Source organism: Cupriavidus sp. R6-3, from assembly GCF_059772245.1.
Genome location: NZ_JCBAJO010000050.1, coordinates 1 through 24,325 on the forward strand (window position 1 = coordinate 1; position 24,325 = coordinate 24,325).

The 24,325-nt window shown below is 67.6% G+C and carries 23 protein-coding genes, 1 tRNA gene and 1 pseudogene; 12 read left to right on the top strand and 13 right to left on the bottom strand.

What is annotated here, in order from left to right:
• The 5 genes from AC6EI8_RS11030 to glpK form a co-directional block, all read right to left on the bottom strand.
• Positions 1 to 701: cellulose biosynthesis cyclic di-GMP-binding regulatory protein BcsB (locus AC6EI8_RS11030; protein WP_498381928.1), on the bottom strand; the 701-nt coding region annotated here is incomplete at its 3' end.
• Between the two features lie 532 nt (positions 702 to 1,233).
• Complete coding sequence (locus tag AC6EI8_RS11035; RefSeq protein ID WP_053822121.1) at positions 1,234 to 1,617, bottom strand: hypothetical protein; 384 nt, start codon at positions 1,615 to 1,617, stop codon at positions 1,234 to 1,236.
• An 83-nt stretch (positions 1,618 to 1,700) separates the two neighbouring features.
• On the bottom strand, positions 1,701 to 2,090 hold the full coding sequence (locus AC6EI8_RS11040; RefSeq protein WP_498381929.1) for an MliC family protein: 390 nt from the start codon (positions 2,088 to 2,090) through the stop codon (positions 1,701 to 1,703).
• Positions 2,091 to 2,172: 82 nt separating this feature from the next.
• On the bottom strand, positions 2,173 to 3,783 hold the full coding sequence (locus AC6EI8_RS11045) for a glycerol-3-phosphate dehydrogenase/oxidase (RefSeq protein ID WP_498381930.1): 1,611 nt from the start codon (positions 3,781 to 3,783) through the stop codon (positions 2,173 to 2,175).
• 152 nt (positions 3,784 to 3,935) lie between these two features.
• A complete protein-coding gene (gene glpK / locus AC6EI8_RS11050; RefSeq protein ID WP_498381931.1) occupies positions 3,936 to 5,546 on the bottom strand; it encodes a glycerol kinase GlpK in 1,611 nt (536 codons plus the stop codon).
• 92 nt (positions 5,547 to 5,638) lie between these two features.
• On the opposite strand from glpK, the gene AC6EI8_RS11055 reads away from it, so the two are divergent.
• Positions 5,639 to 6,535: an NUDIX hydrolase gene (locus AC6EI8_RS11055; RefSeq protein ID WP_498381932.1), complete on the top strand. Its 897-nt coding sequence runs from the start codon at positions 5,639 to 5,641 to the stop codon at positions 6,533 to 6,535.
• Between the two features lie 84 nt (positions 6,536 to 6,619).
• Positions 6,620 to 7,486: a formyltetrahydrofolate deformylase gene (gene purU, locus AC6EI8_RS11060; protein ID WP_149319792.1), complete on the top strand. Its 867-nt coding sequence runs from the start codon at positions 6,620 to 6,622 to the stop codon at positions 7,484 to 7,486.
• Positions 7,487 to 7,547: 61 nt separating this feature from the next.
• Here purU and AC6EI8_RS11065 read toward each other — a convergent pair whose 3' ends face one another.
• Positions 7,548 to 8,315, bottom strand: a complete 768-nt coding sequence (locus AC6EI8_RS11065; RefSeq protein WP_498381933.1) for a DeoR/GlpR family DNA-binding transcription regulator — start codon at positions 8,313 to 8,315, stop codon at positions 7,548 to 7,550.
• A gap of 207 nt (positions 8,316 to 8,522) precedes the next feature.
• Between AC6EI8_RS11065 and AC6EI8_RS11070 the strand changes: the two genes are divergently transcribed.
• The 7 genes and pseudogenes from AC6EI8_RS11070 to waaC all read left to right on the top strand — a co-directional run bounded on the left by AC6EI8_RS11070 (position 8,523) and on the right by waaC (position 16,210).
• Positions 8,523 to 9,734 (top strand): ABC transporter ATP-binding protein, encoded by a 1,212-nt coding sequence (locus tag AC6EI8_RS11070; protein WP_150082662.1) that lies wholly within the window; start codon positions 8,523 to 8,525, stop codon positions 9,732 to 9,734.
• A gap of 4 nt (positions 9,735 to 9,738) precedes the next feature.
• Positions 9,739 to 10,905, top strand: coding sequence for an ABC transporter ATP-binding protein (locus tag AC6EI8_RS11075; RefSeq protein ID WP_498381934.1), 1,167 nt, complete (start codon positions 9,739 to 9,741; stop codon positions 10,903 to 10,905).
• Positions 10,902 to 11,768 (top strand): annotated as a pseudogene (locus AC6EI8_RS11080) (carbohydrate ABC transporter permease); the annotation flags it as partial. The gene AC6EI8_RS11075 and the pseudogene AC6EI8_RS11080, both read left to right, overlap by 4 nt.
• 8 nt (positions 11,769 to 11,776) lie before the next feature.
• Positions 11,777 to 12,598, top strand: a complete 822-nt coding sequence (locus AC6EI8_RS11085) for a carbohydrate ABC transporter permease (protein ID WP_149319796.1) — start codon at positions 11,777 to 11,779, stop codon at positions 12,596 to 12,598.
• 27 nt (positions 12,599 to 12,625) lie between these two features.
• Positions 12,626 to 12,934 carry a DUF2160 domain-containing protein gene (locus AC6EI8_RS11090; RefSeq protein WP_006576489.1) on the top strand — a complete coding sequence of 103 codons (309 nt, stop codon included), beginning with the start codon at positions 12,626 to 12,628 and terminating at the stop codon, positions 12,932 to 12,934.
• Between the two features lie 193 nt (positions 12,935 to 13,127).
• On the top strand, positions 13,128 to 14,879 hold the full coding sequence (locus AC6EI8_RS11095) for an ABC transporter substrate-binding protein (RefSeq protein WP_498381935.1): 1,752 nt from the start codon (positions 13,128 to 13,130) through the stop codon (positions 14,877 to 14,879).
• A 335-nt stretch (positions 14,880 to 15,214) separates the two neighbouring features.
• Positions 15,215 to 16,210: a lipopolysaccharide heptosyltransferase I gene (gene waaC / locus AC6EI8_RS11100; RefSeq protein ID WP_498381936.1), complete on the top strand. Its 996-nt coding sequence runs from the start codon at positions 15,215 to 15,217 to the stop codon at positions 16,208 to 16,210.
• 109 nt (positions 16,211 to 16,319) lie between these two features.
• On the opposite strand, the gene AC6EI8_RS11105 is transcribed toward waaC, so the two are convergent.
• A complete protein-coding gene (locus AC6EI8_RS11105; protein ID WP_498381937.1) occupies positions 16,320 to 17,288 on the bottom strand; it encodes a tripartite tricarboxylate transporter substrate binding protein in 969 nt (322 codons plus the stop codon).
• Entirely contained in the window at positions 17,285 to 18,523 is a 1,239-nt protein-coding gene (locus AC6EI8_RS11110) for a M20 aminoacylase family protein (RefSeq protein WP_498381938.1), read from the bottom strand. Before AC6EI8_RS11110 ends, AC6EI8_RS11105 begins: the two co-directional genes overlap by 4 nt.
• A gap of 132 nt (positions 18,524 to 18,655) precedes the next feature.
• Between AC6EI8_RS11110 and AC6EI8_RS11115 the strand changes: the two genes are divergently transcribed.
• Positions 18,656 to 19,570, top strand: coding sequence for a LysR family transcriptional regulator (locus tag AC6EI8_RS11115; RefSeq protein WP_226107614.1), 915 nt, complete (start codon positions 18,656 to 18,658; stop codon positions 19,568 to 19,570).
• Between the two features lie 96 nt (positions 19,571 to 19,666).
• Here AC6EI8_RS11115 and AC6EI8_RS11120 read toward each other — a convergent pair whose 3' ends face one another.
• The gene (locus AC6EI8_RS11120; RefSeq protein ID WP_149319799.1) at positions 19,667 to 20,413 is read right to left on the bottom strand and encodes a hypothetical protein; all 747 of its coding nucleotides are present in this window, start codon (positions 20,411 to 20,413) and stop codon (positions 19,667 to 19,669) included.
• 215 nt (positions 20,414 to 20,628) lie between these two features.
• Here AC6EI8_RS11120 and AC6EI8_RS11125 point away from each other — a divergent pair, with 215 nt between their 5' ends.
• On the top strand, positions 20,629 to 21,198 hold the full coding sequence (locus tag AC6EI8_RS11125; RefSeq protein WP_370639534.1) for a DUF1801 domain-containing protein: 570 nt from the start codon (positions 20,629 to 20,631) through the stop codon (positions 21,196 to 21,198).
• Positions 21,199 to 21,410: 212 nt separating this feature from the next.
• On the opposite strand, the gene AC6EI8_RS11130 is transcribed toward AC6EI8_RS11125, so the two are convergent.
• The 4 genes from AC6EI8_RS11130 to AC6EI8_RS11145 form a co-directional block, all read right to left on the bottom strand.
• A tRNA-Val gene (locus tag AC6EI8_RS11130) sits at positions 21,411 to 21,485 on the bottom strand.
• Positions 21,486 to 21,623: 138 nt separating this feature from the next.
• Complete coding sequence (gene dnaQ / locus AC6EI8_RS11135; protein ID WP_149319817.1) at positions 21,624 to 22,349, bottom strand: DNA polymerase III subunit epsilon; 726 nt, start codon at positions 22,347 to 22,349, stop codon at positions 21,624 to 21,626.
• A 10-nt stretch (positions 22,350 to 22,359) separates the two neighbouring features.
• A complete protein-coding gene (gene rnhA / locus AC6EI8_RS11140; RefSeq protein WP_149319818.1) occupies positions 22,360 to 22,809 on the bottom strand; it encodes a ribonuclease HI in 450 nt (149 codons plus the stop codon).
• Between the two features lie 141 nt (positions 22,810 to 22,950).
• Positions 22,951 to 23,754 (bottom strand): class I SAM-dependent methyltransferase, encoded by an 804-nt coding sequence (locus tag AC6EI8_RS11145; protein WP_149319819.1) that lies wholly within the window; start codon positions 23,752 to 23,754, stop codon positions 22,951 to 22,953.
• Positions 23,755 to 23,764: 10 nt separating this feature from the next.
• On the opposite strand from AC6EI8_RS11145, the gene gloB reads away from it, so the two are divergent.
• The coding region (gene gloB / locus AC6EI8_RS11150) for a hydroxyacylglutathione hydrolase (protein ID WP_498381939.1) at positions 23,765 to 24,325 on the top strand (561 nt) is incomplete at its 3' end.

The following is a 24,325-nucleotide window of genomic DNA, read 5'->3' on the forward strand; positions in this document are numbered from 1 at the left end:
ACGCCGGCCGCGCGCAGCGTCGCCATGTCGGCGTTCTCGGCGAGCACGAACGGCACGGTGACGCGGCGATTGTCGCGGCGATCGAAGAAGGGCAGCGGCAGCAGCGCGAGGTTGTCCGGCAGCCGCAGCGCGGCGGTGGTCAACGTCAGCGTGCTGTTGGCGCTGATATCGGTCCACAGCGCCGAATGCGCGGCGTCCTCGCAGTGGTCCGCGGTGTAGTGGCCGATGAATTCGATCGCCAGGCGATTGAAGTCGGTAAACAGCCGCGGCTCCAGCGCAATCTCGCGCGTGACCTGCTGGCCCGCGCGATTCGCTTCGAGCGGCAGCGTGGCGACGACCTCGTCGTTGAGCTTGACCTTCAGATGCGACAGCGGATAGATCAGCGAGGGCGAATACGTGTAGTGCAGCCGCAGCGTGGCGCTGGTGACGACCTCGTCCGCACGGATGCCGACATTGAGCACGCGTTCGGGGTCGAGTCCGCGCAGTGCGATCGGGCCATAGGCGCCCATCTCGGCGACCGTCAGCGTCTGGCGGCGCGTCGGCGTGCCGGCCGGCGCAGCTGTTGCGGCCGGGGCGCTGGCGGCGGACGTGGCGGCGCCTCCGTTGCTGTTCGGGCCTTCGATTGCCGTAGCGGGGGAAGCGGGTTGGGAGTGCGCCGGCGGCAAGGCCAGCGCGGCCAGAAGGCATGCCGGGGTCAGCATGGCGCCACGTCGGCGCGGCGTGGCGGCGGTCAGATCCTCGTCATCAATGCCAAATAAACGATGAACGCCCGTGTAGCGTCCGTCTGGCCATGTTCCCCTCGATAGCAGCGGCGGGGGCGGCGCTCTGTGGCAATACGATGCGCCTTGTCCGGCGGAGTCTACACCAATGTGTTTGGACGACCGCTGCGGCGGGATGGCGGCGCGCAATAAAAACGTCCGCCTTGCGGGCGGACGTTGGATCGTTGCCACATGGGGCGTGGCCGACGGCGAGACGGTCGCGGAGGCCGCCGGCCACGTCCGCGGATCAGTGCGCGAACAGCCAGATCAGGACCAGCACGAAGGCCGGTACACCCAGCAACCAGGCGAGGATATAAGGCATGGTTTCGCTCCTTGTCGTGAACTCCATGGCTTCACTATAGGGAGCGGGGGCGGGGCCTACTGTCGGGACCCCTCCGCTAGGTTTGTAGGACTGGGCCGACCGGGTGTCCGACTGTCTGTGCCCCTTGCGGCCCGTTTTCGGCGGGTTTGCGGCTCAATCCTCGTCATCCTCGCTGTCGAGGAAGTCGCGGCGGATCATCCAGTTGCGGATGGCCTCGTCGCAGACCTTCTTCAGCTTCTGGCGGTCGGGCAGCTTGTCGAACAGCTCGAAATTGACCAGCGCCATGCCGGCATCGGTGATGTAGAACAGGCGTGCGGGATCGTCGTAGTGGACGATGCGGCCGTCGATGCCGGACTCGTCGCTCTCGGTGGGCATGTCCTCGAGCTCCACCACGCGGCAGGTGAAGCGCGGGCTGCGGGTATGCGTCAGATACTCGAATTCGTCGTGCATCACTTCGCCCCCCTTGCCGGTGGCGATGGCGAAGCCCCAGATGAAGCGGGGCATCGGCAGATCGGACAGATCGTCTATCTCGTCCATGGTGTTCTCCCTGATTCGATGACCCGCATTATCGCTCGGACACCATGGCCGCGCCCACCCTCCGCGCGTCTGGCGCGGCGCGCTTATCGCTGCGCGTGGCAATTCGCGTAGACGGGAGGCGCGTTTTCGCCCTGCGTGATGTCCTGCAGCATCGCGTCGTCGCCCCTGGTCCACCAGACATGCTGGCCATGCGCATAGCGCGCGCCGGACGCGCTCAGCACGGTGACGAACAGCAGCGGCTTGCCGTCGAGCCACAGGATCGCGATCTGGTTGTCGGGGCTGTTGAAATAGCGTGCGGTCAGCTGTTTGCCGCCGTCGCAGCGGTAGCGCACGGTGACCGGCGGGTCGAAGCGTACGCCATCGATGCCGGGGCGGGCCTGTGCCGGCGCGGTGAAGGAGACCGCCGCAATCAGCGCGGCGCAGGGCATCAGCGCGGCGCGGCGAAGGGAAAAGGACGGACGGGGGAAGGGCATGGCCATATCGGTTGGTTCCTGCAGCGAAGCGGTAAAAGGCAATCGATGAAGGGGCGCCGGCACATGAAGCGCAACGTCCCGCTCAACGTCCCGCGCCGCCATCGAGCCGGTAGCTTGCCGCGAGGCTGCGCAGACTGTCGATCTCCGCCTGCTGCCAGGCGGCATCGTGGCCCAGCTCTTGCGCGAGGATCGCGGCCACGCGGGGGGCCGCGGCCTCGGCGGCGCGGGCATCGAGGAACAGCAGCCGGTTGCGGCGCGCCACCACGTCCTCGACCTTGCGCGCCAATTCGTAGCGCGCGGCGAAGCGGACATGCGCTTCGGTCAGGCCCGATTCCGGCGCGATCACGTTGTCCGCGCCCGGCAGGCTGCGCAGCAGACCGAGGTCGCCGCCATAGTAGCGGTCCGGCGCGTTCAGGTTGGCCTGCTGGCCGGCCCACGCGCCGGCGCCATGCAGCGGCAGGTCGGCGGTCACGCAGGGCGCGGCGCGCAGCATCTGGCGGCGAATCGCGGTGTCCACCACGTCCTCGGCCATCTTGCGATAGGTGGTCCATTTGCCGCCGGTCACCGTGATCAGGCCCGCTTTCGATACCACGATGGTGTGTTCGCGCGACAGCGAGGCGGTCGAGCTTTCGCCGGTCGCCTTGACCAGCGGGCGCAGTCCGGCCCAGACACTGGTGACATCGGCGCGAGTGGGGTCGCGCGACAGATAGCGCGCCGCCGTCTCGAGGATGAAGTCGACGTCGTCGTCCTCGGCGCGCGGCTCCAGCGGCAGGTCGCGGCGCGGCGTGTCGGTCGTGCCGACGATCGTGTGGCCGTTCCAGGGCACCAGGAACAGCACGCGGCCGTCGTCGGTCTTGGGCACCAGGATCGCGCGATCGCCCGGCAGGAAGCTGCGCGGCAGCGTCAGGTGCACGCCCTGGCTGGGCGCCACCATCATCTGCGTGCGCTCGTCCTCCATGCGCCGCACCGCGTCGACCCAGACGCCGGTGGCATTGATCACGCACTCGGCATGCAGCGTCAGTTCGGCGTCGCCGAGCTCGTCGCGCACGGTAACGCCGCCGACCACGCCGGCCTGCATCACGAGCCCGCTCACGCGGGCATAGTTCAGCGCGATGCCGCCCAGATCGAACAGCGTGCGCATCAGGGCGATCGCCAGGCGTGCGTCGTCGAACTGCCCGTCGAAATACAGGTTCGCGCCGCGCAGCGGGCGGCCGCCGACATGCTCGGCCAGCGTCGGCGCCGCGGCCAGCGCCTCCTGGTGGTTCAGCCAGCGGCTGTCCATCAGGTTGCGGCTGCCGGCCAGCATGTCGTAGACCTTCAGGCCGATGCCGTAGAAGGGCTGGTCGAACAGCTGATAGGCGGGCACCACGAAGCCGAGCGGCCACACCAGATGCGGCGCGTTGCGCGCCAGCATGCCGCGCTCGTGCAGGGCCTCGCGCACCAGCCCGATATTGCCCTGGGCCAGGTAGCGCACGCCGCCGTGTACGAGCTTGGTGGCCTTGCTAGAGGTGCCCTTGGCGAAGTCGGCGGCCTCCAGCAGCAGCGTGCGATAGCCGCGCGCGGCGGCATCGACGGCGGTGCCGAGCCCGGTTGCGCCGCCGCCGATCACGATCACGTCCCAGCGGCGCTCGCGCTCCAGCGTGGCGAGCAGCGCCGCGCGATCCGGGGGCAGGGTAGGGTTGGGTGTCTGCATGGCAAGGAAGAGCGGTGCGAATCGGATCGGTGGTGGCGGTTCTTCGGCGCGTCGGCGGATCGTCGGCGGGTCGTCGGAGAAGGTCGGTTACCGGTGGTTATTGGTGGTGATTGGCGGTGATTGACGGTTATCAGCGCTTTCAGGCAACACGTTCAGCCGGCCGGCGAGGCACTGGCCGATGCCGCATCGTCCCGCGCCCAGTCCCGCGCCCGCTCCACCGCGCGATGCCAGCGCGCGAGCTGGCTCTCGCGTGCATCGGCCGACAGCCGCGGCTCGAAATGCTGTTCGATCTGCCATTGGCTGGCCAGTTCCTGCTGGTCGCGCCAGAAGCCGCAGGCAAGGCCCGCCAGATAGGCCGCGCCCAGCGCGGTGGTTTCGGTGACGCGCGGACGCACGACCGCGGTGCCCAGCAGATCGGCCTGCATCTGCATCAGCAGGTCGCTGCGCGAGGCGCCGCCATCGACGCGCAGCTCGGCCAGCGCGATGCCGGCGTCCTTCTGCATGGCGTCCAGCACGTCGACGCTTTGCAGCGCGATCGCCTCGAGCGCGGCGCGCGCGATCTGCGGACGACCCGTGCCGCGCGTGATGCCGATCAGCGTGCCGCGCGCAAACGCGTCCCAGTGCGGCGCGCCGAGGCCGGCGAAGGCGGGGACCAGCACCACGCCGCCGGTGTCGTCGCATTGCCGCGCCAGCGGCTCGACCTCGGGTGCGCTCTGGATGATCTGCAGGCCGTCGCGCAGCCACTGGATCGTCGCGCCGCCCATGAAGACACCGCCTTCGAGGCAGTATTGGGTGCTGGCTTGCGCCGAGCCTTGTGTCGTGCCTTGCGCCGTGCTTTGTGCCGTGCCGCCGGAGCCCGCGCCAAGCTGCCAGCCGATCGTCGTCAGCAGCCGGTTCTGCGAGACCACCGGCGCCGAGCCGGTGTTCATCAGCAGGAAGCAGCCGGTGCCATAGGTGTTCTTGGCCATGCCGGGCGACAGGCAGGCCTGCCCGAACGTGGCCGCCTGCTGGTCGCCCGCGATGCCGGCGATCGGCAGTTCGGCGCCGAACACGCGTTGCGAGGTACGCGCGACCTCGCCGCTGGACGGCACCACGTCGGGCAGCAGGCTGCGCGGAATGTCGAGCAGCGCCAGCAGTTCGTCGTCCCAGCGGAATTCGTGGATGTTGAACAGCATCGTGCGCGACGCGTTGGAGACGTCGGTGACATGGCGCGCGCCATCGGTCAGCTGCCAGATCAGCCAGCTGTCGACGGTGCCGAAGGCCAGCTCGCCGCGTGCCGCGCGCTCGCGCGCGCCGTCGTAGTGGTCGAGCATCCAGCGCAGCTTGGTGCCGGAGAAATAGGCGTCGATGACCAGGCCGGTCTTCGCGCGGAAGCGCTCGCCATGGCCGTCCCGCTGCAGCGCTTCGCACATCGGCGCGGTGCGGCGGTCCTGCCAGACCAGTGCGCGGCCGACCGGCTCGCCGGTGCGGCGGTCCCACAGCACCGCGGTCTCGCGCTGGTTGGTGATGCCGATTGCGCGGATCTGGCCGGCCGACACGCCGGCGCCGTTCAGCACCTCGTGCGCGACCGCCAGCTGCGATTGCCAGATCTCGTAGGGATCGTGCTCGACATGGCCGGGCTGCGGATAATATTGCCGGAACTCGCGCTGGGCGATCCGCACCACATTGCCGGCATGATCGAACAGGATTGCCCGCGAACTGCTGGTGCCCTGGTCGAGCGCCAGGATGTATTCGCCGCGCGCTGGCGTCGTGCTGTCGGTCATGGCTGCCATCCTGCTGATTTCGATTTCAATGATTCCGTGGTTTCGTACCGGGACCCGTACGGAGAACGCCCTTGCCGGGCGCCAATATGCCGATGTCCGATTCCCTCGACCTTGCCCAACACATTGCCGCCGACGTCGCCGCGGACCTCGCCACCAGGCTCGCGGCCAACCTCGCCGCGCGCTCGCGCTTCGATCCCGCGCAGCATCTGCGGCTGACCGTGGAGGGCCGGCAGGTCGGCTGGCTGCCGCGCCGGCATGCGCGGACGCTGCGCGAGCTCGAAGGAGCGGAGGGCATCGACTTCGCCGTGCTGGGCGCCGAGAGCGCGGACGCGGTCGCGTTGTTGCCGGACGTGCAGGGCTTCGAGGCCCGCAGCGCGGCACTGGCCAGGCTGGCCCGCCGGCTGGCCGCGCATAACCTGCTGCGCGGCTGGCGCGACGAGCCGTTCGCCGTCACGCCGGCGCTTGCTCACCCGGCCTTCGCGACGATCGAACGCGCCGCCGCGCGCTATTTCGGGCTGCTGACCTTCGCCTCGCACATGAACGGCATCGTGGCCGGGCAGCGCGCGCTGTGGATCGCCCGGCGAAGCGAGAGCAAGGCGGTCGATCCCGGCATGTGGGACAACCTGGTCGCCGGCGGCATGCCCCACGGCAGCGACCCGCTGGCTACGCTGGTGCGCGAATGCGACGAGGAATCGGGCATTGCGCCGTGGCTCGCGGCCCAGGCGCAGGCCCATGGCGAGGTGCAGGTGCTGCGCGAAATCGACGAGGGCGTGCAGTGGGAAACGGTCTATCTGTACGACCTGGAACTGCCGGCCGACTTCGTGCCGCACAACCGCGACGGCGAGGTCGCCGAGCACCGGCTGGTGGGGCCGGACGCCGCCCTTGCTATCATGGCGGATGGCGCGATGACGCTCGATGCCACGCTGGTGACGCTCTGTGCGCTGCGCCGGCGCGGCTGGGCGCCGCCGGTACCGGGCTTCGCCGCCTAGCGCGAGCTCGCCGTACCGGACCCCGTACGAGGCCCTGCAAGGCGGCCGGCCCGCCGGACGCGCCCCCTCCAGAGAACACCAACGATGAGCAATCCAGGCTTTATTCTGACCATTTCGTGCCCCGATCAGCCGGGCATCGTGCACGCCGTTTCGGGACTGCTGTTCCAGCACGGCTGCAATATCGTCGATTCGGACCAGTACGGTGACGAGTACACCGGCCGCTTCTTCATGCGCGTGCATTTCACCGCGGCCCCGGGCGGTCCGGAGCTGGGCACGCTCAAGAGCGCGTTCGCGCCGGTCGGCGAGCAGTTCTCGATGCAGTGGGAGCTGTTCGATGCCGCGATCAAGCCGCGCGTGATGATCATGGTGTCGCGCATCGGCCATTGCCTGAACGACCTGCTGTTCCGCGCCAAGAGCGGGCAGCTGCCGGTCGAGATCGCCGCGATCGTGTCGAACCACCGCGATTTCTACCAGCTGGCCGCGTCCTACGACATTCCGTTCTTCCATCTGCCGCTGATGAACGCATCGGCCGAACAGAAGGCGGCGCAGGAGGCCAAGGTGTTCGAGGTGGTGCAGGACCAGAAGATCGACCTGGTCGTGCTGGCGCGCTACATGCAGGTGCTGTCGAACGACCTGTGCCGCAAGCTCGAGGGCCGCGCGATCAATATCCACCACTCCTTCCTGCCCAGCTTCAAGGGCGCCAAGCCTTACTACCAGGCGCATGATCGCGGGGTCAAGCTGATCGGCGCGACGGCCCACTACGTGACCGCCGACCTCGACGAGGGCCCGATCATCGAGCAGGAGATCGAGCGCGTGGACCACAGCATGGACCCGGACCAGCTGACCGCGGTCGGCCGCGACGTCGAGTGCGTGGCGCTGGCCCGCGCGGTCAAGTGGCATGCGGAACATCGCATCCTGCTGAACGGGCACAAGACGGTCGTCTTCAAGTAAGCACGGCCCTGCCCCTCTCCCCCGAGCGGAAGAGGGGCAGGGCGCAGGCCGGGCTCCGGCCTTATTCCCCCGCCACCACACACTTCACCCCGCTGTCCGCAACGATCTGCTCGAACGGCGCCCGCAAGGGCTCGTCGGTGAAGAGCCGGTCGATCTGCGACAGGTGCGCCAGCTCGACCATCGCCTGCCGGTTGAATTTGCTCGCGTCCGCGGCCAGCCAGACCTCGCGCGAATGCTCGATGATCGTGCGCGCGACCTTGACCTCGCGGAAATCGAAATCGCGCAGCGTGCCGTCGGCCTCGATCCCCGAGATGCCGATCAGCCCGATATCGACCTTGAACTGGCCGATGAACTCGACCGTGGCCTCGCCGACGATGCCGCGGTCGCGCGAACGCAGCACGCCGCCCGCGACGATGACCTCGCAGTCCTGGTTGTCGGCCAGGATATTGGCGACGTGCAGGTTGTTGGTGATCACGCGCAGGCCGCGGTGATGCACCAGCGCGCGGGCGATCTCCTCGACCGTGGTGCCGATGTTCAGGATCAGCGAACAGCCCTCGGGCACCGCGGCGGCCACCGCGCGCGCAATGCGCGCCTTGCCTTCGGCATTGAGCGACTGGCGCTGGCGATAGGCGATGTTCTCGGTGGTCGAGCCATCCATCCGCACGCCGCCGTGAAAGCGCGCCAGCATGCCGTTCTCCGCCAGCAGATTGACGTCGCGCCGGACCGTTTGCAGGGTCACGCCGAACTTGCGTGCTAGCTCTTCGATGGAGGCGAAACCCTGGCTGCGGACTTCTTCCAGAAGAGCGGTCTGGCGGGGATTGAGCGTCATGCCGGGATTCTAGTTCAAACAAAAACGAAAACAAATGACGCATTGCACTATTGTTTTTTGTTCGCTTCTTTACTAAAACGAGCAGGCAAGCAATCGATGCGCGCCGGTGTTCCCTTTTGCGTCCCGTTCTGTGTCCGCTGATCCCGCGACCTTCCTTCGGGCCGAATGATGCCGCGCGCCGGGCAGCAGAACCCTGACGGAGACCGGATGCAGCTCAGACTGGAAGGCATCGCGCAGCAGGCAGGTTCGCAGGTCCATCTCTATCCGATGTCGCTGGCGCCGGTCCCGGGCGCGGTGACGATCCTGCTCGGGGCGACGCAGGCCGGCAAGACGTCGCTGATGCGGGTGATGGCCGGGCTCGACCGCCCCAGCGCGGGGCGCGTGCTGGTCGACGACGCAGACGTGACCGGCATGCCGGTACGCCAGCGCAATGTGTCGATGGTCTACCAGCAGTTCATCAATTACCCGTCGCTGACCGTGTTCGACAACATCGCCTCGCCGCTGCGGCTGCGCGGCGCCGCGGAGATCGACCGGCAGGTGCGCGCACTGGCCGCGCGGCTGCATATCGACCATCTGCTCGAGCGCCATCCCGCCGAGCTGTCCGGCGGCCAGCAGCAACGCGTTGCGCTGGCGCGGGCGCTGGCCAAGGGCGCGCCGCTGATGCTGCTGGACGAGCCGCTGGTCAACCTCGACTACAAGCTGCGCGAGGAACTGCGGGAGGAACTGGCCCAGTTGTTCGCGCAGGGCGACGCCACCGTGATCTACGCGACCACCGAGCCGGCCGAGGCGCTGCTGCTCGGCGGCCATACCGCGGTGCTCGATGCCGGCGAGCTGCTGCAATACGGGCCGACGGCCGAGGTCTTCCACTATCCCGACTCGCTGCGCGTAGCGCGCGCGTTCAGCGATCCGCCGATGAACCTGATCGCGGGCGAATGGCGCGACGGCGCCGTGCATCTGCCGGACGGCATCGAGGTGGCGCTGCGGCCCGATGACGGCGCCATCAGCAGCGCCATTAGCGGCAACGGCGCCGTCGGCGGCCCCGCCGATCGTGCCGGCGATGCGCTGCAAGGCTATGCCGGGCCGGTCACCGTCGGCGTGCGCGCCGGCACGCTGTGGCTCGATGGCGTCTCCGACCGGCACGACGAGCTCGCCGTCGGCGTGCCTCGCGCGCGCGAAGGCGTGCCGCTGCCGGGCCGCGTCGCGCTGGCCGAGCTGTCCGGCTCCGATACCTTCGTGCACGTCGACACCGCGGTCGGCAACCTGGTGGCACAGGTGCCCGGCGTGCTGGAACTGGCGCTCGGCGAGACGGTGACGCTGCGCCTCGATCCGTCCCAGCTCTATCTGTTCGATGCGCAGGGCCGCTGCGTTCGCGCACCGCGCCGCCAGCATCTGCGGCGCGGCAACGGGCAGGGGAACTGAGGCCATGGCCCGCATCGACCTGGACCTGGCCCACGCCTACGGGCCCAATCCGCGCAGCGACGAGGACTATGCGCTGCTGCCGCTGCGCTTTACTTTCGACGACGGCGGCGCCTATGCGTTGCTCGGGCCGTCGGGCTGCGGCAAGACCACGCTGCTGAATTGCATCTCGGGACTGCTGCGGCCGTCGCAGGGCACCGTGTCGTTCGACGGGCGCGACGTCACTGGCGACTCGCCGCAGGCGCGCAATATCGCGCAGGTGTTCCAGTTCCCGGTGATCTACGACACCATGACCGTCGGGCAGAACCTGGCCTTCCCGCTGCGCAACCGCGGCGTGCCGGCGGCACAGGTGCGCGAGCGGGTGGGGCAGGTGGCCGAGATGCTGGACCTGTCGGCCGTGCTCGACCGCCAGGCCAGCGGGCTGTCGGCCGATGCCAAGCAGAAGATCTCGCTGGGGCGCGGGCTGGTGCGGCACGATGTCGCCGCCATCCTGTTCGACGAGCCGTTGACGGTGATCGACCCGCACCTCAAATGGCAGCTGCGGCGCAAGCTCAAGCAGATCCACCGCGAATTCCATCTGACGCTGATCTACGTCACGCACGACCAGACCGAGGCGCTGACCTTCGCCGACCAGGTGGTGGTGATGTCGCGCGGCAAGGCGGTGCAGGTCGGCACCGCGGACGCGCTGTTCGAGCGGCCCGCGCATACGTTCGTGGGGCATTTCATCGGCTCGCCCGGCATGAACTTCCTGCCGGCGTGCTGGCGCGACGGCTGGATCGAACTGGCCGGACGACGCTATGCGCCGCCGGCGGACGAGGCCATCGCGCAGCGGCTGCAGGCGGCCGGCGCGTTCAAGATCGGCGTGCGGCCCGAATACCTGCGCCTCGCCCGGCCCGACGACGAACAGGCGGTGCCCGCGGTGATCGAGCGCACGCAGGACATCGGCACCTACTGGATCGCGGCCGCGCGGCTGCAGGACCACGCTGGCGGCGCAGGCGTCGAGGGAACCGATGGCATCGTTGGCACCAATGGCATCGTTGGCGCCGATGGTTCCCCGCTGCTGCGCGCCCGGCTCGGCGACGAGGCCGCCGCGCTGCGGCCCGGCGAGACCGCGTGGTTCTCGGTCTTCCACCGCCATACCTGCTATTACGTCGACGAGGAGCTGGTCCGATGAAGCCGATCAACCAGAAGGCGTGGCTGCTGGTGTTGCCGGTGGTCGTCTGCGTCGCGTTCTCGGCGATCCTGCCCCTGATGACCATCGTCAACTACTCGGTGCAGGACATCATCTCGCCGGAGCGGCGCGTGTTCGTCGGCACCGAATGGTTCCGCGCGGTGCTGCGCGACGGCGAACTGCACGACGCGCTGCTGCGGCAGCTGGGGTTCTCGCTGGCGGTGCTGCTGGTCGAGATTCCGCTGGGCATCCTGCTGGCGCTGTCGATGCCGGCGCGCGGCTGGAAGGCGTCGGCCGTGCTGGTGATCGTGGCGCTGTCGCTGCTGATTCCGTGGAACGTGGTCGGCACCATCTGGCAGATCTTCGGCCGCACCGACATCGGCCTGCTCGGCGCCGCGCTGGCGGGGCTGGGCTTCGACTACAACTACACCGGCAACGCGCTGGACGCGTGGCTGACGGTGCTGGTGATGGACGTCTGGCACTGGACGCCGCTGGTCGGGCTGCTGTGCTACGCCGGCCTGCGCGCGATTCCCGACGCCTACTACCAGGCCGCGCAGATCGACGGCGCCTCGCGCTGGGCGGTATTCCGCCATATCCAGCTGCCCAAGCTGCGCGGCGTGCTGATGATCGCGGTGCTGCTGCGCTTCATGGACAGCTTCATGATCTACACCGAGCCCTTCGTGCTGGCCGGCGGCGGCCCCGGCAACGCCACCACCTTCCTGTCGCAATACCTGACGCAGAAGGCGGTGGGGCAGTTCGACCTCGGCCCGGCCGCGGCGTTCTCGATCGTCTATTTCCTGATCATCCTGCTGCTGTGTTTCGTGCTCTACAACTGGATGCAGCGCGCGGGCACCGTCGCGGAGGAGGTTCCCCGATGCATGACCCGGCCTCGCGCGGCGGCTGGTGGCGCGCCGCCTTCCTGCTGGTCTATCTGCTCTTTGCGATCCTGCCGATCTACTGGATGCTCAACATGTCGTTCAAGACCAACGACGAGATCCTGTCGACGCTGTCGCTGTGGCCGGCGCAGTTCACGCTGGAGCACTACCGCACCATCTTCACCGATTCGTCCTGGTACTCGGGTTATATCAACTCGCTGATCTATGTCGCGCTGAACACCGTGATTTCGGTCACCGTGGCGCTGCCCGCCGCGTATGCGTTCTCGCGCTACCAGTTCATCGGCGACAAGCACGTGTTCTTCTGGCTGCTGACCAACCGGATGACGCCGCCGGCGGTGTTCCTGCTGCCGTTCTTCCAGCTCTATACCAGCGTCGGGCTGATGGACACGCACCTTGGCGTCGCGCTCGCCCACCTGGTGTTCAACGTGCCGCTGGCGGTGTGGATCCTGGAGGGCTTCATGTCCGGCGTGCCGCGCGAGATCGACGAGACCGCCTATGTCGACGGCTATTCGTTCCCGCGCTTCTTCCTGACGATCTTCCTGCCGCTGATCAAGGCCGGCGTCGGCGTCGCGGCGTTCTTCTGCTTCATGTTCAGCTGGGTCGAGCTGCTGCTGGCGCGCACGCTGACCTCGGTCGACGCCAAGCCGATCGTGGCGACGATGACACGCACGGTGTCCGCGTCGGGCATGGACTGGGGCGTGCTGGCCGCGGCGGGCGTGCTGACCATCGTGCCCGGCGGCATCGTGATCTGGTTCGTGCGGCACTACATCGCGAAGGGCTTCGCGATGGGCCGCGTCTGAGCGGGGGTGGCGATGGAAACGACGGCCATGTTCGGCTGGATGGTGTGGACCACGCCGGTCGCGGTGTTCTTCGTCTGCGTGGTGCTGATGCTGATCGGCATGACGATCTGGGAGCTGCGCTCGCCGACGCGCCTGCGCAAGGGCTGGCTACCGATCGCCACCACGCGCGGCGACCGGCTGTTCATCGGCCTGATGTGCGCGGCGTGGATCAACCTTGCATGGGTGGGCCTCGGCGAGGCGATGATGAACTGGTTCTCGCTGCCGGAGGAGCCGTCGGTGTGGATCAGCTTTGTGGTGTCGATGGCGGTGCTGGCGCTGGTGATGCGCAAGGGGTGAGCCCGCGGGCGGGTTTTCCGGGCGGATGTCCGGCTTGTATTGCCGAGGTTCAGAGGTGCATTGGGTGCTTGGGTGATTTGGGTGATTTGGGTGATTTGGGTGATTTTGGTTGGTATTCGCAGGTAGCGCGGCTCAATCCTTCCCCGGCCGCGACCCGCAACGCTAGCGGGAAGGACCATTCGAGGAGACATCGATGACAGCGCTGAAGCAACGGGCAAGGCTTGCGGTGAAGCTGGTGGCGGTGGCCGCCGCGCTCGCCTGCGGCCATGCCGCCTGGGCGGGAGAGGCCGAGGCGAAGAAGTGGATCGACAACGAATTCCAGCCGTCGTCGCTGGCCAAGGACAAGCAGCTGGCCGAGATGAAGTGGTTCATCGACGCGGCCGCCAAGCTCAAGGCCAAGGGCGTGACGCAGGTCAACGTGGTGTCCGAGACCATCACCACGCACGAGTACGAGGCCAAGACGCTGGCGCGCGCCTTCGAGGAGATCACGAGCATCAAGGTCAATCACGACCTGATCCAGGAAGGCGACGTGGTCGAGAAGCTGCAGACATCGATGCAGTCGGGCAAGTCAATCTACGACGGCTGGATCTCCGATTCGGACCTGATCGGCACGCACTATCGCTATGGCGCGATCCTGCCGCTGACCGACTACATGAACGGCGCCGGCAAGGAATTCACCAATCCGGACCTCGACATCAAGGACTTTATCGGCACCAAGTTCACCACCGCGCCGGACGGCAAGCTGTATCAGCTGCCGGACCAGCAGTTCGCCAACCTCTACTGGTTCCGCGCCGACTGGTTCGCGCGCAAGGACTTGCAGGAGAAGTTCAAGGCCAAGTACGGCTATGACCTTGGCGTGCCGACCAACTGGTCCGCCTACGAGGACATCGCCAACTTCTTCACCAACGACGTCAAGGAGATCGACGGCAAGAAGGTCTACGGCCATATGGACTATGGCAAGAAGGATCCGTCGCTGGGCTGGCGCTTTACCGATGCGTGGCTGTCGATGGCCGGCACCGCCGACAAGGGACTGCCCAACGGCATGCCGGTCGACGAGTGGGGCATCCGCGTGGCCGCGGACAAGTGCACGCCGGTCGGCGCCTCGGTCGCGCGCGGCGGCGCCACCAACAGCCCGGCGGCGGTCTACGCGCTGACCAAGTACGTCGACTGGATGAAGAAGTACGCGCCGCCGCAGGCGATGGGCATGACCTTCTCCGAGGCCGGCCCGGTGCCGGCGCAGGGGCAGGTCGCGCAGCAGATCTTCTGGTACACCGCCTTCACCGCCGACATGACCAAGAAGGGGCTGCCGGTGGTCAACGCGGACGGCTCGCCGAAGTGGCGCATGGCGCCGTCGCCGTATGGCCCGTACTGGAAGCAGGGCATGCAGAACGGCTACCAGGACGTGGGCTCGTGGACCTTCTTCAAGAAGACCGATCCGAACCGCCTGGCCGGCGCGTGGCTCTACGCCCAGTTCGTGACCTCGAAGACCGTGTCGCTGAAGAAGTCGCTGACCGGGCTGACGTTCATCCGCGACAGCGACATCAACCACGAGTACCTGACCAAGAACGCGGCCAAGTATGGCGGGCTGATCGAGTTCTACCGCAGCCCGGCACGCGTGGCGTGGACGCCGACCGGCACCAACGTCCCCGACTATCCGAAGCTCGCGCAGCTGTGGTGGAAGAACGTTGCCACGGCGGTGACCGGCGAGAAGACCCCGCAGGCCGCGATGGACAGCCTGGCCGAGGAGATGGATCAGGTGATGGCGCGGCTGCAGCGCGCGGGCATGGCGACCTGCGCGCCGAAGCTCAACCCCAAGGGCGATGCGGCCAAGTGGCTGTCGGACGAGCACGCGCCGTGGAAGAAGCTGGCCAACGAGAAGCCGAAGGGCGAGACGATCGCCTATGAGAAGCTGCTGCAGGCCTGGAAGGAGGGCAAGGTGCGGTGAGATGGCGCCGGACGGGCCCCTCGGCTCGTCTGGCCGGACTGTCTCGTCGGATTCGTCTGGCTGCCTGGGTGGCGGGCCGGGCTAGCTGGTTTGGGCGGGCTCGGCCTGGGTGGGCTGGGCCTGACCTGGTTGGCCTGGCCGGTTCGGCCCGGTCTTGCCGATGTCGTTCTCCCCTCTCCCGCCCGCGGGAGAGGGGCCGGGGGAGAGGGCAGCCGCTCGCCTTCCCCCCGGTCCAATTTCCCCGTTACGTCCCGAAACGTTGACCCGCCAGCCTCTGGTGCATACTACGGCCTTCGCAAAACTCAGCCCCGCGGCGAAGGCCCGTTCCTGCACCCATGAAGCGCATCCTGGTTATCAAGATCACCTCCCTCGGCGATATGGCACACACGCTGCCGCTGATCTGGGATCTGCGGCACGCCTATCCCGAGGCCAAGATCGACTGGGTCGCCGACGCCTCCTGCGCCGATATTCCCCGCTGGACGGTCGGCGTCGACCGCGTGATTTCGCCCCCGCTGCGCGGCTACAAGAAGTCGAAGCAATGGAAGGACCTGCGCGCGATCCTCGCCGCGGTGCGCGAACTGCGCCGTGAAAAGTACGACGTGGTGCTGGACGTGCATGGCGTCTACAAGAGTGCCATCGTCGGCTGGTTGGCCCGCACGCGCCGCCGCTTCGGCTACGCCGCCAAACACCTGGGCGAAGCCCGCGCCGAGATGTTCTACACCGACATCTTCGCGCCGCACGGCGACGCCACCGCCCGCCACAAGATGCGCCTGGTCGCCGCCAAGGCGCTTGGCTACGAACTCGACCCGAAGGAACACTACGAACTGCGCATCCCGGCTCCGGCCGCGCCGCTCAATACCGACGGCGTACCGCGCGCGATGCTGTTCCACGCGACCTCGCTCGAGATCAAGAAATGGCCGCCCGAACGCTGGATCGCGGTCGGCCGCGAACTGACCGCCCGCGGGTACCGCGTGCAACTGCCCTGGGGCTCGCCGGCGGAAAAGCAGCAATCCGAAGTGCTGGCGCGCGGCATCCCGGACGCCGAGGTACTGCCGAAGATGACGATCACCGAATGCGCGCAGCGCGTCGCCGCCGCGGACCTGGTGATCGGCACCGACACCGGCTTCGTCCACCTCGCCCATGCACTGGGCAAGCCGTCGGTGATGCTGTTCACCGCGACGTCGCGCGAGCACTTCGGCATTTCGGAGCCCGGCCGGGCGGTGTCCATCGGCAATGAAGGCGTGGTGCCGGACGTGCCGGAGGTGATCGGGGCCATCGATCAGGTGACCGGCAGGGTAGCGGTAGGCGCGCCGGCGGCCGCTGGGGCGTAGTGCAAGCCCGCCGCGGGCGCGGCCCCGGCTGAGGGCCCGCTTTCCGCGTGACGGCCCGTTTCGTGCAACGGCCCGTTTCGTGCAACGGCCCGTTTCGCGCAACGGCCTTCTACTCTGCCGTCGCGCCGGACTGCCGGATGACGGCGGCCCACTTCGTGACTTCCTGCTCGACATGCTTTCGCATGGCTTCCGGCGTGCCGCCCTCCGGACTGGCACCGAGCGTGGCCAGCTGGTCGCGCATCGACCGGTCCTGCAAGGCGGCATTGACCTGCTGATTCAGCGCCTGCACGACGGCCGGCGGCGTGTCGGCAGGCGCGAACAGGCCATACCACGATTTCACTTCGAAGCCGGGCAGCCCGGCGCCCGCGATCGTCGGCAACTGCGGCGCGAACGGCTGCGGCTGCGCGCTCGTCACCGCGAGAGCGCGCAGTTTGCCGCTGCGAATGAACGGCAGTACCGACGGCGCATTGTCGAACATCACCTGCACCTGCCCCGCCATCAGGTCGGTCAGCGCCGGAGCGCTGCCCTTGTACTGGATGTGCTCCATCTTGATGCCCGCCATCGACTTGAACATTTCCGCCGACAGGTGCGTGGACGAGCCGATTCCGGACGACGCGAAGTTGACCGTGCCCGGATGTGCCTTGGCATAGGCGATGAACTCGCCCACGGTCTTCACCGGCAGCGCAGGATTGACCACCATCACGTTGGGAAAGCTGGTAACCAGCGCGACGGGGGCAAAGTCCTTGCGGATGTCGAACGGCAGCTTCCTGTACAGCGTCGCGTTGATGGCATTGGCATTCGAGCCGAGGAACAGCGTGTAGCCATCCGGGGCCGAGCGCGCCACGCCGCTCGCCGCAATGCTGCTCGCGGCGCCGGGGCGATTCTCCACGACGAACGGTTGTCGCATCCGGACCGACAGCTGGTTCGCCAGCAGCCGCGCAGCGGCATCGGCGGAACCGCCCGGCGCATAGCCGACCACGATCTTGACGGGTTTGGAGGGATAGGCGGGCTCGGCGGTGGCGATCAGCGGGGCAGTCAGCGCCAGCGCGGTCAGGACGATACGGGCAGTGGACTTCATACGTCGATCTTCGGAAGAGAGAGAGTGGGAGAGAGCGGGGCCGCCAGATAGCGCTGAACCAGCCGGGCCCAGAATGCCGCGCCAATCGGCAGCGTCGCGTCATTGAAGTCATAGCGCGGGTTATGCACCATGCAGCCGCCTTCGCCAATGCCATCGCCGACGCCGTTGCCGAGCCGAAGGAAACATCCCGGCCGTTGCTGCAACAGGAAGGCAAAGTCCTCGCTCGCCATGACCGGTTCGAAGTGGGGATCCACGTTATCGCTGCCGACCAGTTCGCGGGCCACCTCGATGGCGAAGGCGGTCTCGCGCTCTGTGTTGACGACCACCGGATAGCCGAGGACGTAGTCGATTTCGGCGGTGGCGCCATAGCTCTGCGCCTGCGCCTGGACCAGCGCTTCGATGCGCGCCCGCAGCCGTTCCCGCACCTTGGGGTCGAATGCACGGACGCTGAGCTCGAGCGTCGCCGACGCGGGAATCACGTTGTTCGCGGTGCCCGCCTGCAGCACGCCGACCGTGACCACCGCTGCCGCAGCAGGATCGACGTTGCGGGACACGATCGTCTGCAAGGCCATGACGATGCTCGACGCCACCACGATGGGATCCACGCTCAGGTGCGGCCGCGCCGCATGACTGCCCTTGCCGATGACGGTGACGGTGACTTTGTCGCCCGAAGCCATGAACGGCCCGCTGCGAAAGAGGAACCTGCCGGCCGGCTGGCCGGGATGGTTGTGCAGGCCGAATACGGCATCGCAGGGAAACCGTTCGAACAGGCCTTCGGCGATCATCCGTTGCGCACCGCTGCCGACCCCAGCTTCTTCGGCGGGCTGGAAGTAGAGGCGGACCGTGCCGTCGAAGCCACGGTGCTGGGCCAGGTACTGGGCCGCGCCGAGCAGGATCGCCGTGTGGCCATCGTGTCCGCACGCGTGCATGACGCCGGCAGTCCGGCTTGCGTAGGGCAGGCCCGTGGCCTCCTGGATCGGCAGCGCATCCATGTCGGCGCGGATGCCGATGCTCCGGTCGCTGGTGCCGGCCTTCAGGCTGGCGACCACCCCCGTGCCGGCAATGCCGGTCGCCACTTCATAGCCCCATTCGGTCAGCAATTGCGCGACCAGCGAAGCGGTCGCGTGTTCGGCGTAGGCCAGTTCGGGGTGCTGGTGAATGCGTCGCCGGATATCGGCCAACGCCCCGGCCTGTGCCGTCAGGTGTTCGACCTGGCAGAGGTCCGCTGTCGACATGGTTGGTTGCTCCTGTTCTGAGTTGCCCGATCAGGAGTGCAATACTGGCCGCCGACCTTTGTTCGATCAATGTATGATTTCGGCGAATATCGTTGTCTTGAGGTCAACGATGGAGGGAATCGGGAGATCGGCATGGTCAAGCTGGGCGACAAGCGGCTGGGATATTTCTACGAGGCGGCGACCTGCGGGTCGGTGCGCGGCGCGGCGGACCGGCTCAACGTCGAACCGTCCGTGGTGAGCCGGCAGATCCAGCAACTGGAGCAGGAGCTCGGCGTGGCCTTGTTCGAGCGCAAGGGCAGGGGCATCGTGCCGACCGATGCCGCGGCCCTGGTGCTCGAGCACTGCCGCAACCGGCTCGCCAGCGAAGAGGCCCTGCGCGAGCGCATCGACGAACTGGCGGGCTTGCGGCGCGGCACGCTGCGGCTGCTGGTGGGCGAGGGATATGTGGACCTGCTGATGAATGGCGTGATCGACGTCTTCTGCAGGCAATACCCCGGGGTGCAGGTCGCCGTCGAACTGGCCAGTGCGGCCGATGCCGTGGCCAGGATCGCCACGGACGAGGCGCATATCGGCGTGGTGATGAACGCGCCCGCACAGGCAGACATCGAAGTCGTTGGCGAATGCAGCCAGCCGGTCTGTATCGTGACCTGGCCCGGCCATCCGCTGACGAAACACGACGGCACGCCCACGCTGCGCGAGGCCGCTGATTATCCGGTTGCCATCATGGCACCCGGATTCGGACTGCATCAGTTGATTCGCCTGGGCGAGTTCGCCGAGGGCATTGCGCTGGATCCGGCATTCACTTCCGGCTCGATTGCCTTGCTCAAGCGTTTCGTGATGAAACGACTCGGCGTGACTTTTCTGTCCAGCAGCGCCGTGGCCGAGGAACTCGCGCGCGGAGAGCTGGTGGCTATCCGGAGCGGCAATACGGCGCTCGAGGCGGCGAAGACGCGCGTCATCGTCAGGAAGGGGCGCGTGCTGACCGAAGCGGCGCGCCGCATGCTGGGATTGCTGGAAGGGGCCTTTCGTCAGCAGCAGACCCGCTAAGCCCGCTTGGGATACACCGTGGCCGCCCACGCCAACGCGATGCGCCATGCCGCCTGGGGCGCGGCGGCATGGCCCTGCTGCGCGTGCCTCTACCCGTTATCGCGTACCCACAAACAGCACGCCCGCCGACCGGTCCGAAGTCGTGCCGGCGGCGATCAGGCCGCGGTCTTCCGCGCTGTAATACGCGACGCCGCTCATCTTCTGCCCCGGGCGGGCGCACGGCGACGGACCGAACGTCACGGTGATGTCGTAGGCGTTGCCACGCGCGCGCGGCTTGGCCACGCCTTCGATGCGGCAGCCGGACGCGCCCGCGCCGCTGATCGTGCCCGAAGTGGCCACCGTAATGGTCGCCGACTCGCCGCCCTCCGGAATCACCGACGTACCGGTGTAGGTGCCGGCCAGCGTCGCCAGCGACGGCGTCAGTTCGTAGTTCTTGTCGTAGGTGCTGGTAAAGGTCGCGGTCTGGCCCGTTGCCGGATAGCGGACGGTGCCGTTCAGGTTCCCCTTGGTCGCGTAGGTGCCGTTGACCGCCACGTCGAAGATGCCGCGCGACGACACGCTGAAATCCTTGCCGTCGTTCGACGTGAAGCTGCCATTGGCGGCATTCAGCTTGCCCTGGACCACGCCGAGCGAGACCGGCGCCAACGAGGTGTAGATCATGTAGTAGGTGCCATCGTCGAGCACGAGGCCGGCGATGTCCTGGTTCGCCGAAGTCTTGCCCGTGTACAGGCCTTCCGCAGGGGAGGTGGCCGGCTGCGGAGCCGGGCCGTCATCGTCTCCGCCGCCACCGCCGCAAGCGGCGAGCGCCAGTGCCAGGGAGGCAATCAGCAGGGTCTTGTTCATGGATTTCTCGAAGGGTTGTCTTTGTTTTTTATCGGGATGGCGCCCTGGCATTGCACCGGGGCGCGGCAATCTTAGAGGCAGGCCGCGGTGGCCGCCATTCCCGATTGGTGGGGGGCGCAGGACCTTCGAGCGGGGCTGGCTTGTTGGCTCCAGGTGTTTGACCTAGGATCGGACCGGTTCAGTGCCGGACGCGCGTCGCGCTGGGAGGGAAGACGATGGCAAACAAGACATCCACGAAAGCGGGGAAGGCCGGGGAGAAAATCGACGTGAAGACCGAGGTGACGGCCGCGGTGAAGACCACGGCGAAGGCCGCGGCGAAGCCGGCCGCGAAACCGACAGCAAAGGCGGCCGGGAAACCCGCAGCAAAATCGCCGCCCGACGGAAAGCCGGTCCTGCTCTCAGGCGGCAATCCTCAAATCCCGAAGGGCGACGGCGATGGCCCGGTGCAGGCCTACATCGCTGCCATGCCCGGCTGGAAGCGCGACCTCGGGCGACGACTCGACGCGCTGATCGTGCGCACCGTGCCGGACGTGCGCAAGGCAGTGAAATGGAATTCGCCGTTCTATGGCGTGGAGGGGCAGGGCTGGTTTCTCAGCTTCCATTGCTTCACGCGATACGTGAAGGTGGCCTTTTTCAAGGGATCGTCGCTGCGCCCGCTGCCGCCCGGCGAATCGAAGGACCCGAATACCCGATATCTCGACATTTACGAAGCCGACGAGATCGACGAGAAGCAGGTAGGCGACTGGATACGGCAGGCGGCGGAATTGCCGGGGTGGGTGCCGTAACCCGGCGATTTGGGCGCTGCGGACCGCGCGGTGCCACGGCTTTCGTTGCGTGGCCCATCGGTCAAGTGAGGATCGGAGTCCAGGTCGCAATGGCAAATTGCGGCATCGGACCGATTGCAGGGGAGAGGGTAGAAGGGGGGCAGAAATCGCAGGATCGTGCGCCCCGACCCCGGAAATGAGAAAAGCCAGCGCAAGGCTGGCTTTTCGTATTCTGGTGGGTGGTACAGGGATTGAACCTGTGACCCCTGCCGTGTGAAGGCAGTGCTCTACCGCTGAGCTAACCACCCCTGCCGCTGCGCTTGAACTGCCGTGCAGCAGAGAAAGCGAGATTATGTCAGGACCTTTGTATCTTGTAAAGCCCTTCGGCGAATTTTTTGCGTTGCGGCGCTACCTCGATCCTACCTGCAGCCCGTGGCGGCAGGGCGTCATGCCGCCTCTTCCAGCGGCGGCGCCTCCTGCCATACCGTCTTGCCGCCGCTGGCCTTGTCGAGGTCCTTGAGCACCGCGGCGTGGGCCGCCAGTTCGTCCTCGCTCGGCTCCAGCACCGGCAGGCGCAGCGCGGACAGGTCGGCGGTGGCGACCGCGGCCGGGCCGGCGCCCGCGCTGGCGTCCATCATGTCGATCACCAGCGAGTTCTGGCCGCGCGTCATCGCCAGGTAGACCTCGGCCAGCAGCTCCGCATCCAGCAGCGCGCCGTGCAGCGTGCGGTGCGCGTTGCTGACGCCCAGGCGTTCGCACAGGGCGTCGAGCGAGTTGCGCTTGCCGGGGAACATCTGGCGCGCTTCGAGCAGCGTATCGATCACGCTGCCGACATGCTTGCGGAACGGCGGCAGGCCGAGCCGCTGGAATTCCATGTCGAGGAAGCCCAGGTCGAACGCGGCGTTGTGGATGATCAGCTCGGCGTCCTGGACGAAATCGCGGATCTCGTGGACGACCTCGGCGAACTTGGGTTTGTCCGCCAGGAATTCGACCGTCAGGCCGTGCACCGCAATCGCGCCGGCGTCGATGTCGCGCTCCGGGTTGATATAGAAATGCAGGTTGCGTCCGGTCAGCCGCCGGTTGACCAGCTCGACGCAGCCGATTTCGATCAGCCGGTCGCCGGTGGCGGCGTTCAGGCCCGTGGTTTCGGTGTCCAGTACGATTTGTCGCATGGCGGGCATTCTACTCAACCTGGGCGCCGGTGAGGGAGGCGACACCGCGATTGGCCAGCGCGTCGGCCCGTTCATTGCCCGGGTGGCCGTTGTGGCCGCGCACCCAGTGCCAGGTGACGTCGTGCTCGGCGGCAGCGGCGTCGAGCGCCTGCCACAGGTCGGCGTTCTTGACGGGTTTCTTCTCGGCGGTCTTCCAGCCGCGCGCCTTCCAGCCGCGGATCCATTCGGAGATGCCTTTCTGCACGTATTGCGAATCGGTCCAGACCTGCACCTTGCACGGCCGCTTCAGCGCGCGCAGCGCCTCGATGACGGCGGTCAGCTCCATCCGGTTGTTGGTGGTATTGGCCTCGCCGCCGAACAGCTCCTTGACGTGGCCATTGGCGACGAGCACGGCGCCCCAGCCGCCGGGGCCGGGATTGCCTTTGCAGGCGCCATCGGAATAGATCGTGACTTCTTGCATCGATGAAGGTTGGGAACCGGTGCGGCGGGACGGCGCCGCGGGCCGGGCGTCCGCCGGGGCGGACAAGGTTGGATTCAGTGCCGGGCCGGCACGGGCTCGGCAGCGGGCGGGGCGGGGCCGCGGCGCTGGCCCCGACTTTCGTTACTTCTCTTCGCCGGGCGCCTTGCCGTGCGTGCCGTTGGGCGTGGCGACCGGGGCTGCCACCGGCGCCAGCGCGGCCTTGGGCGTCTTCCAGGCCGGCCCGACCAGGCGGATGTTGCGCACGCGCTTGACCGCCGACAGCATATAGACCGCGCCGAAGATTGGCCACCAGCGATCGCCGGCCTTCTCCATGAACGCGGCGCGCTGCAGCCAGCGGTCGGTGCGGTAGGGCGGACAATAGCAGCCGAAGCGGCCGCGGATGATATCGAAGCCGAGCAGCTTGAGCCAGTCCTTGATGCGAACGAAGCCGATCGACTGGGCGTCGGTCGGCAGGAAGGGATCGGCGCCGAGCCGGTTCAGGCCCTGGCGCGCGCCCCACAGGCTCATCGGATTGAAGCAGGACACCACCACGCGCCCCTCGGGCATCAGTACGCGCGAGACCTCGCGCAGTACCTCGTGGGGATCCTCGGAGAATTCGAGCACGTGGGGCAGCGTGACCAGGTCGAGGCTCTGCGTATCGAAGGGCAGCTCGTCGAAGCGGCACAGTACCTGGGCACCGGGGGCGCTGCCCGTCTCCGCGGCGCGCGGGCCGTGCGGGCCGCTGCGGGCGTCCAGCGCCAGGCCGCCGAACGGCATGCGGTTCTCGCGCAGGGTGTCCAGCACCGGCATGCCGAGCTGGATCGCGTGATAGCCGAAGATGTCGGCCACGGTGCGGTCGTACTGGCCTTCCTCCCAGCGCAGCATGTACTGGCCGGGCGGGGAGGCCAGCCAGTTTTCCCAATCTATAATCGGACGCTTGGACATAGGAGCACGCATGTTGAGGGTGGAGCCGATCCCCGCTTTCCAGGATAACTATATCTGGGCGATCGACGACGGTCATGCCGCCGCCGTGGTCGATCCGGGCGAGGCCGCGCCGGTGCTGGCCTATCTGGCGCGGGCGGGGCTGGTCCTGGGCGCCATTGTAATCACCCACCACCACGGCGATCACCAGGGCGGGGTGGCGGACCTGCTGGCGGCCTGGCCGGCCGGGCCCGACGGCGAGCCTGTGCCGGTGATCGGACCCGCCGCCGAGCGCATCGGCCATCGTACCCGCGCGGTGCGCGAGGGCGACGAGGTCGAGCTGAAGGCGCCGGCGCTGCGGCTGCGGGTGCTCGAGGTGCCCGGCCATACCGCGGGACATATCGCCTACACCGGCGAGCTGGTCGGCATCGGCCCGGTGGTGTTCTGCGGGGACACGATGTTCGCCAGCGGCTGCGGGCGGCTGTTCGAGGGGACGCCGGCGCAGATGCTGGCGTCGCTGGACAAGCTGGCCGCGCTGCCCGACGCGACCCGCGTCTATTGCGCTCACGAGTATACGCGCAGCAATGTCCGCTTC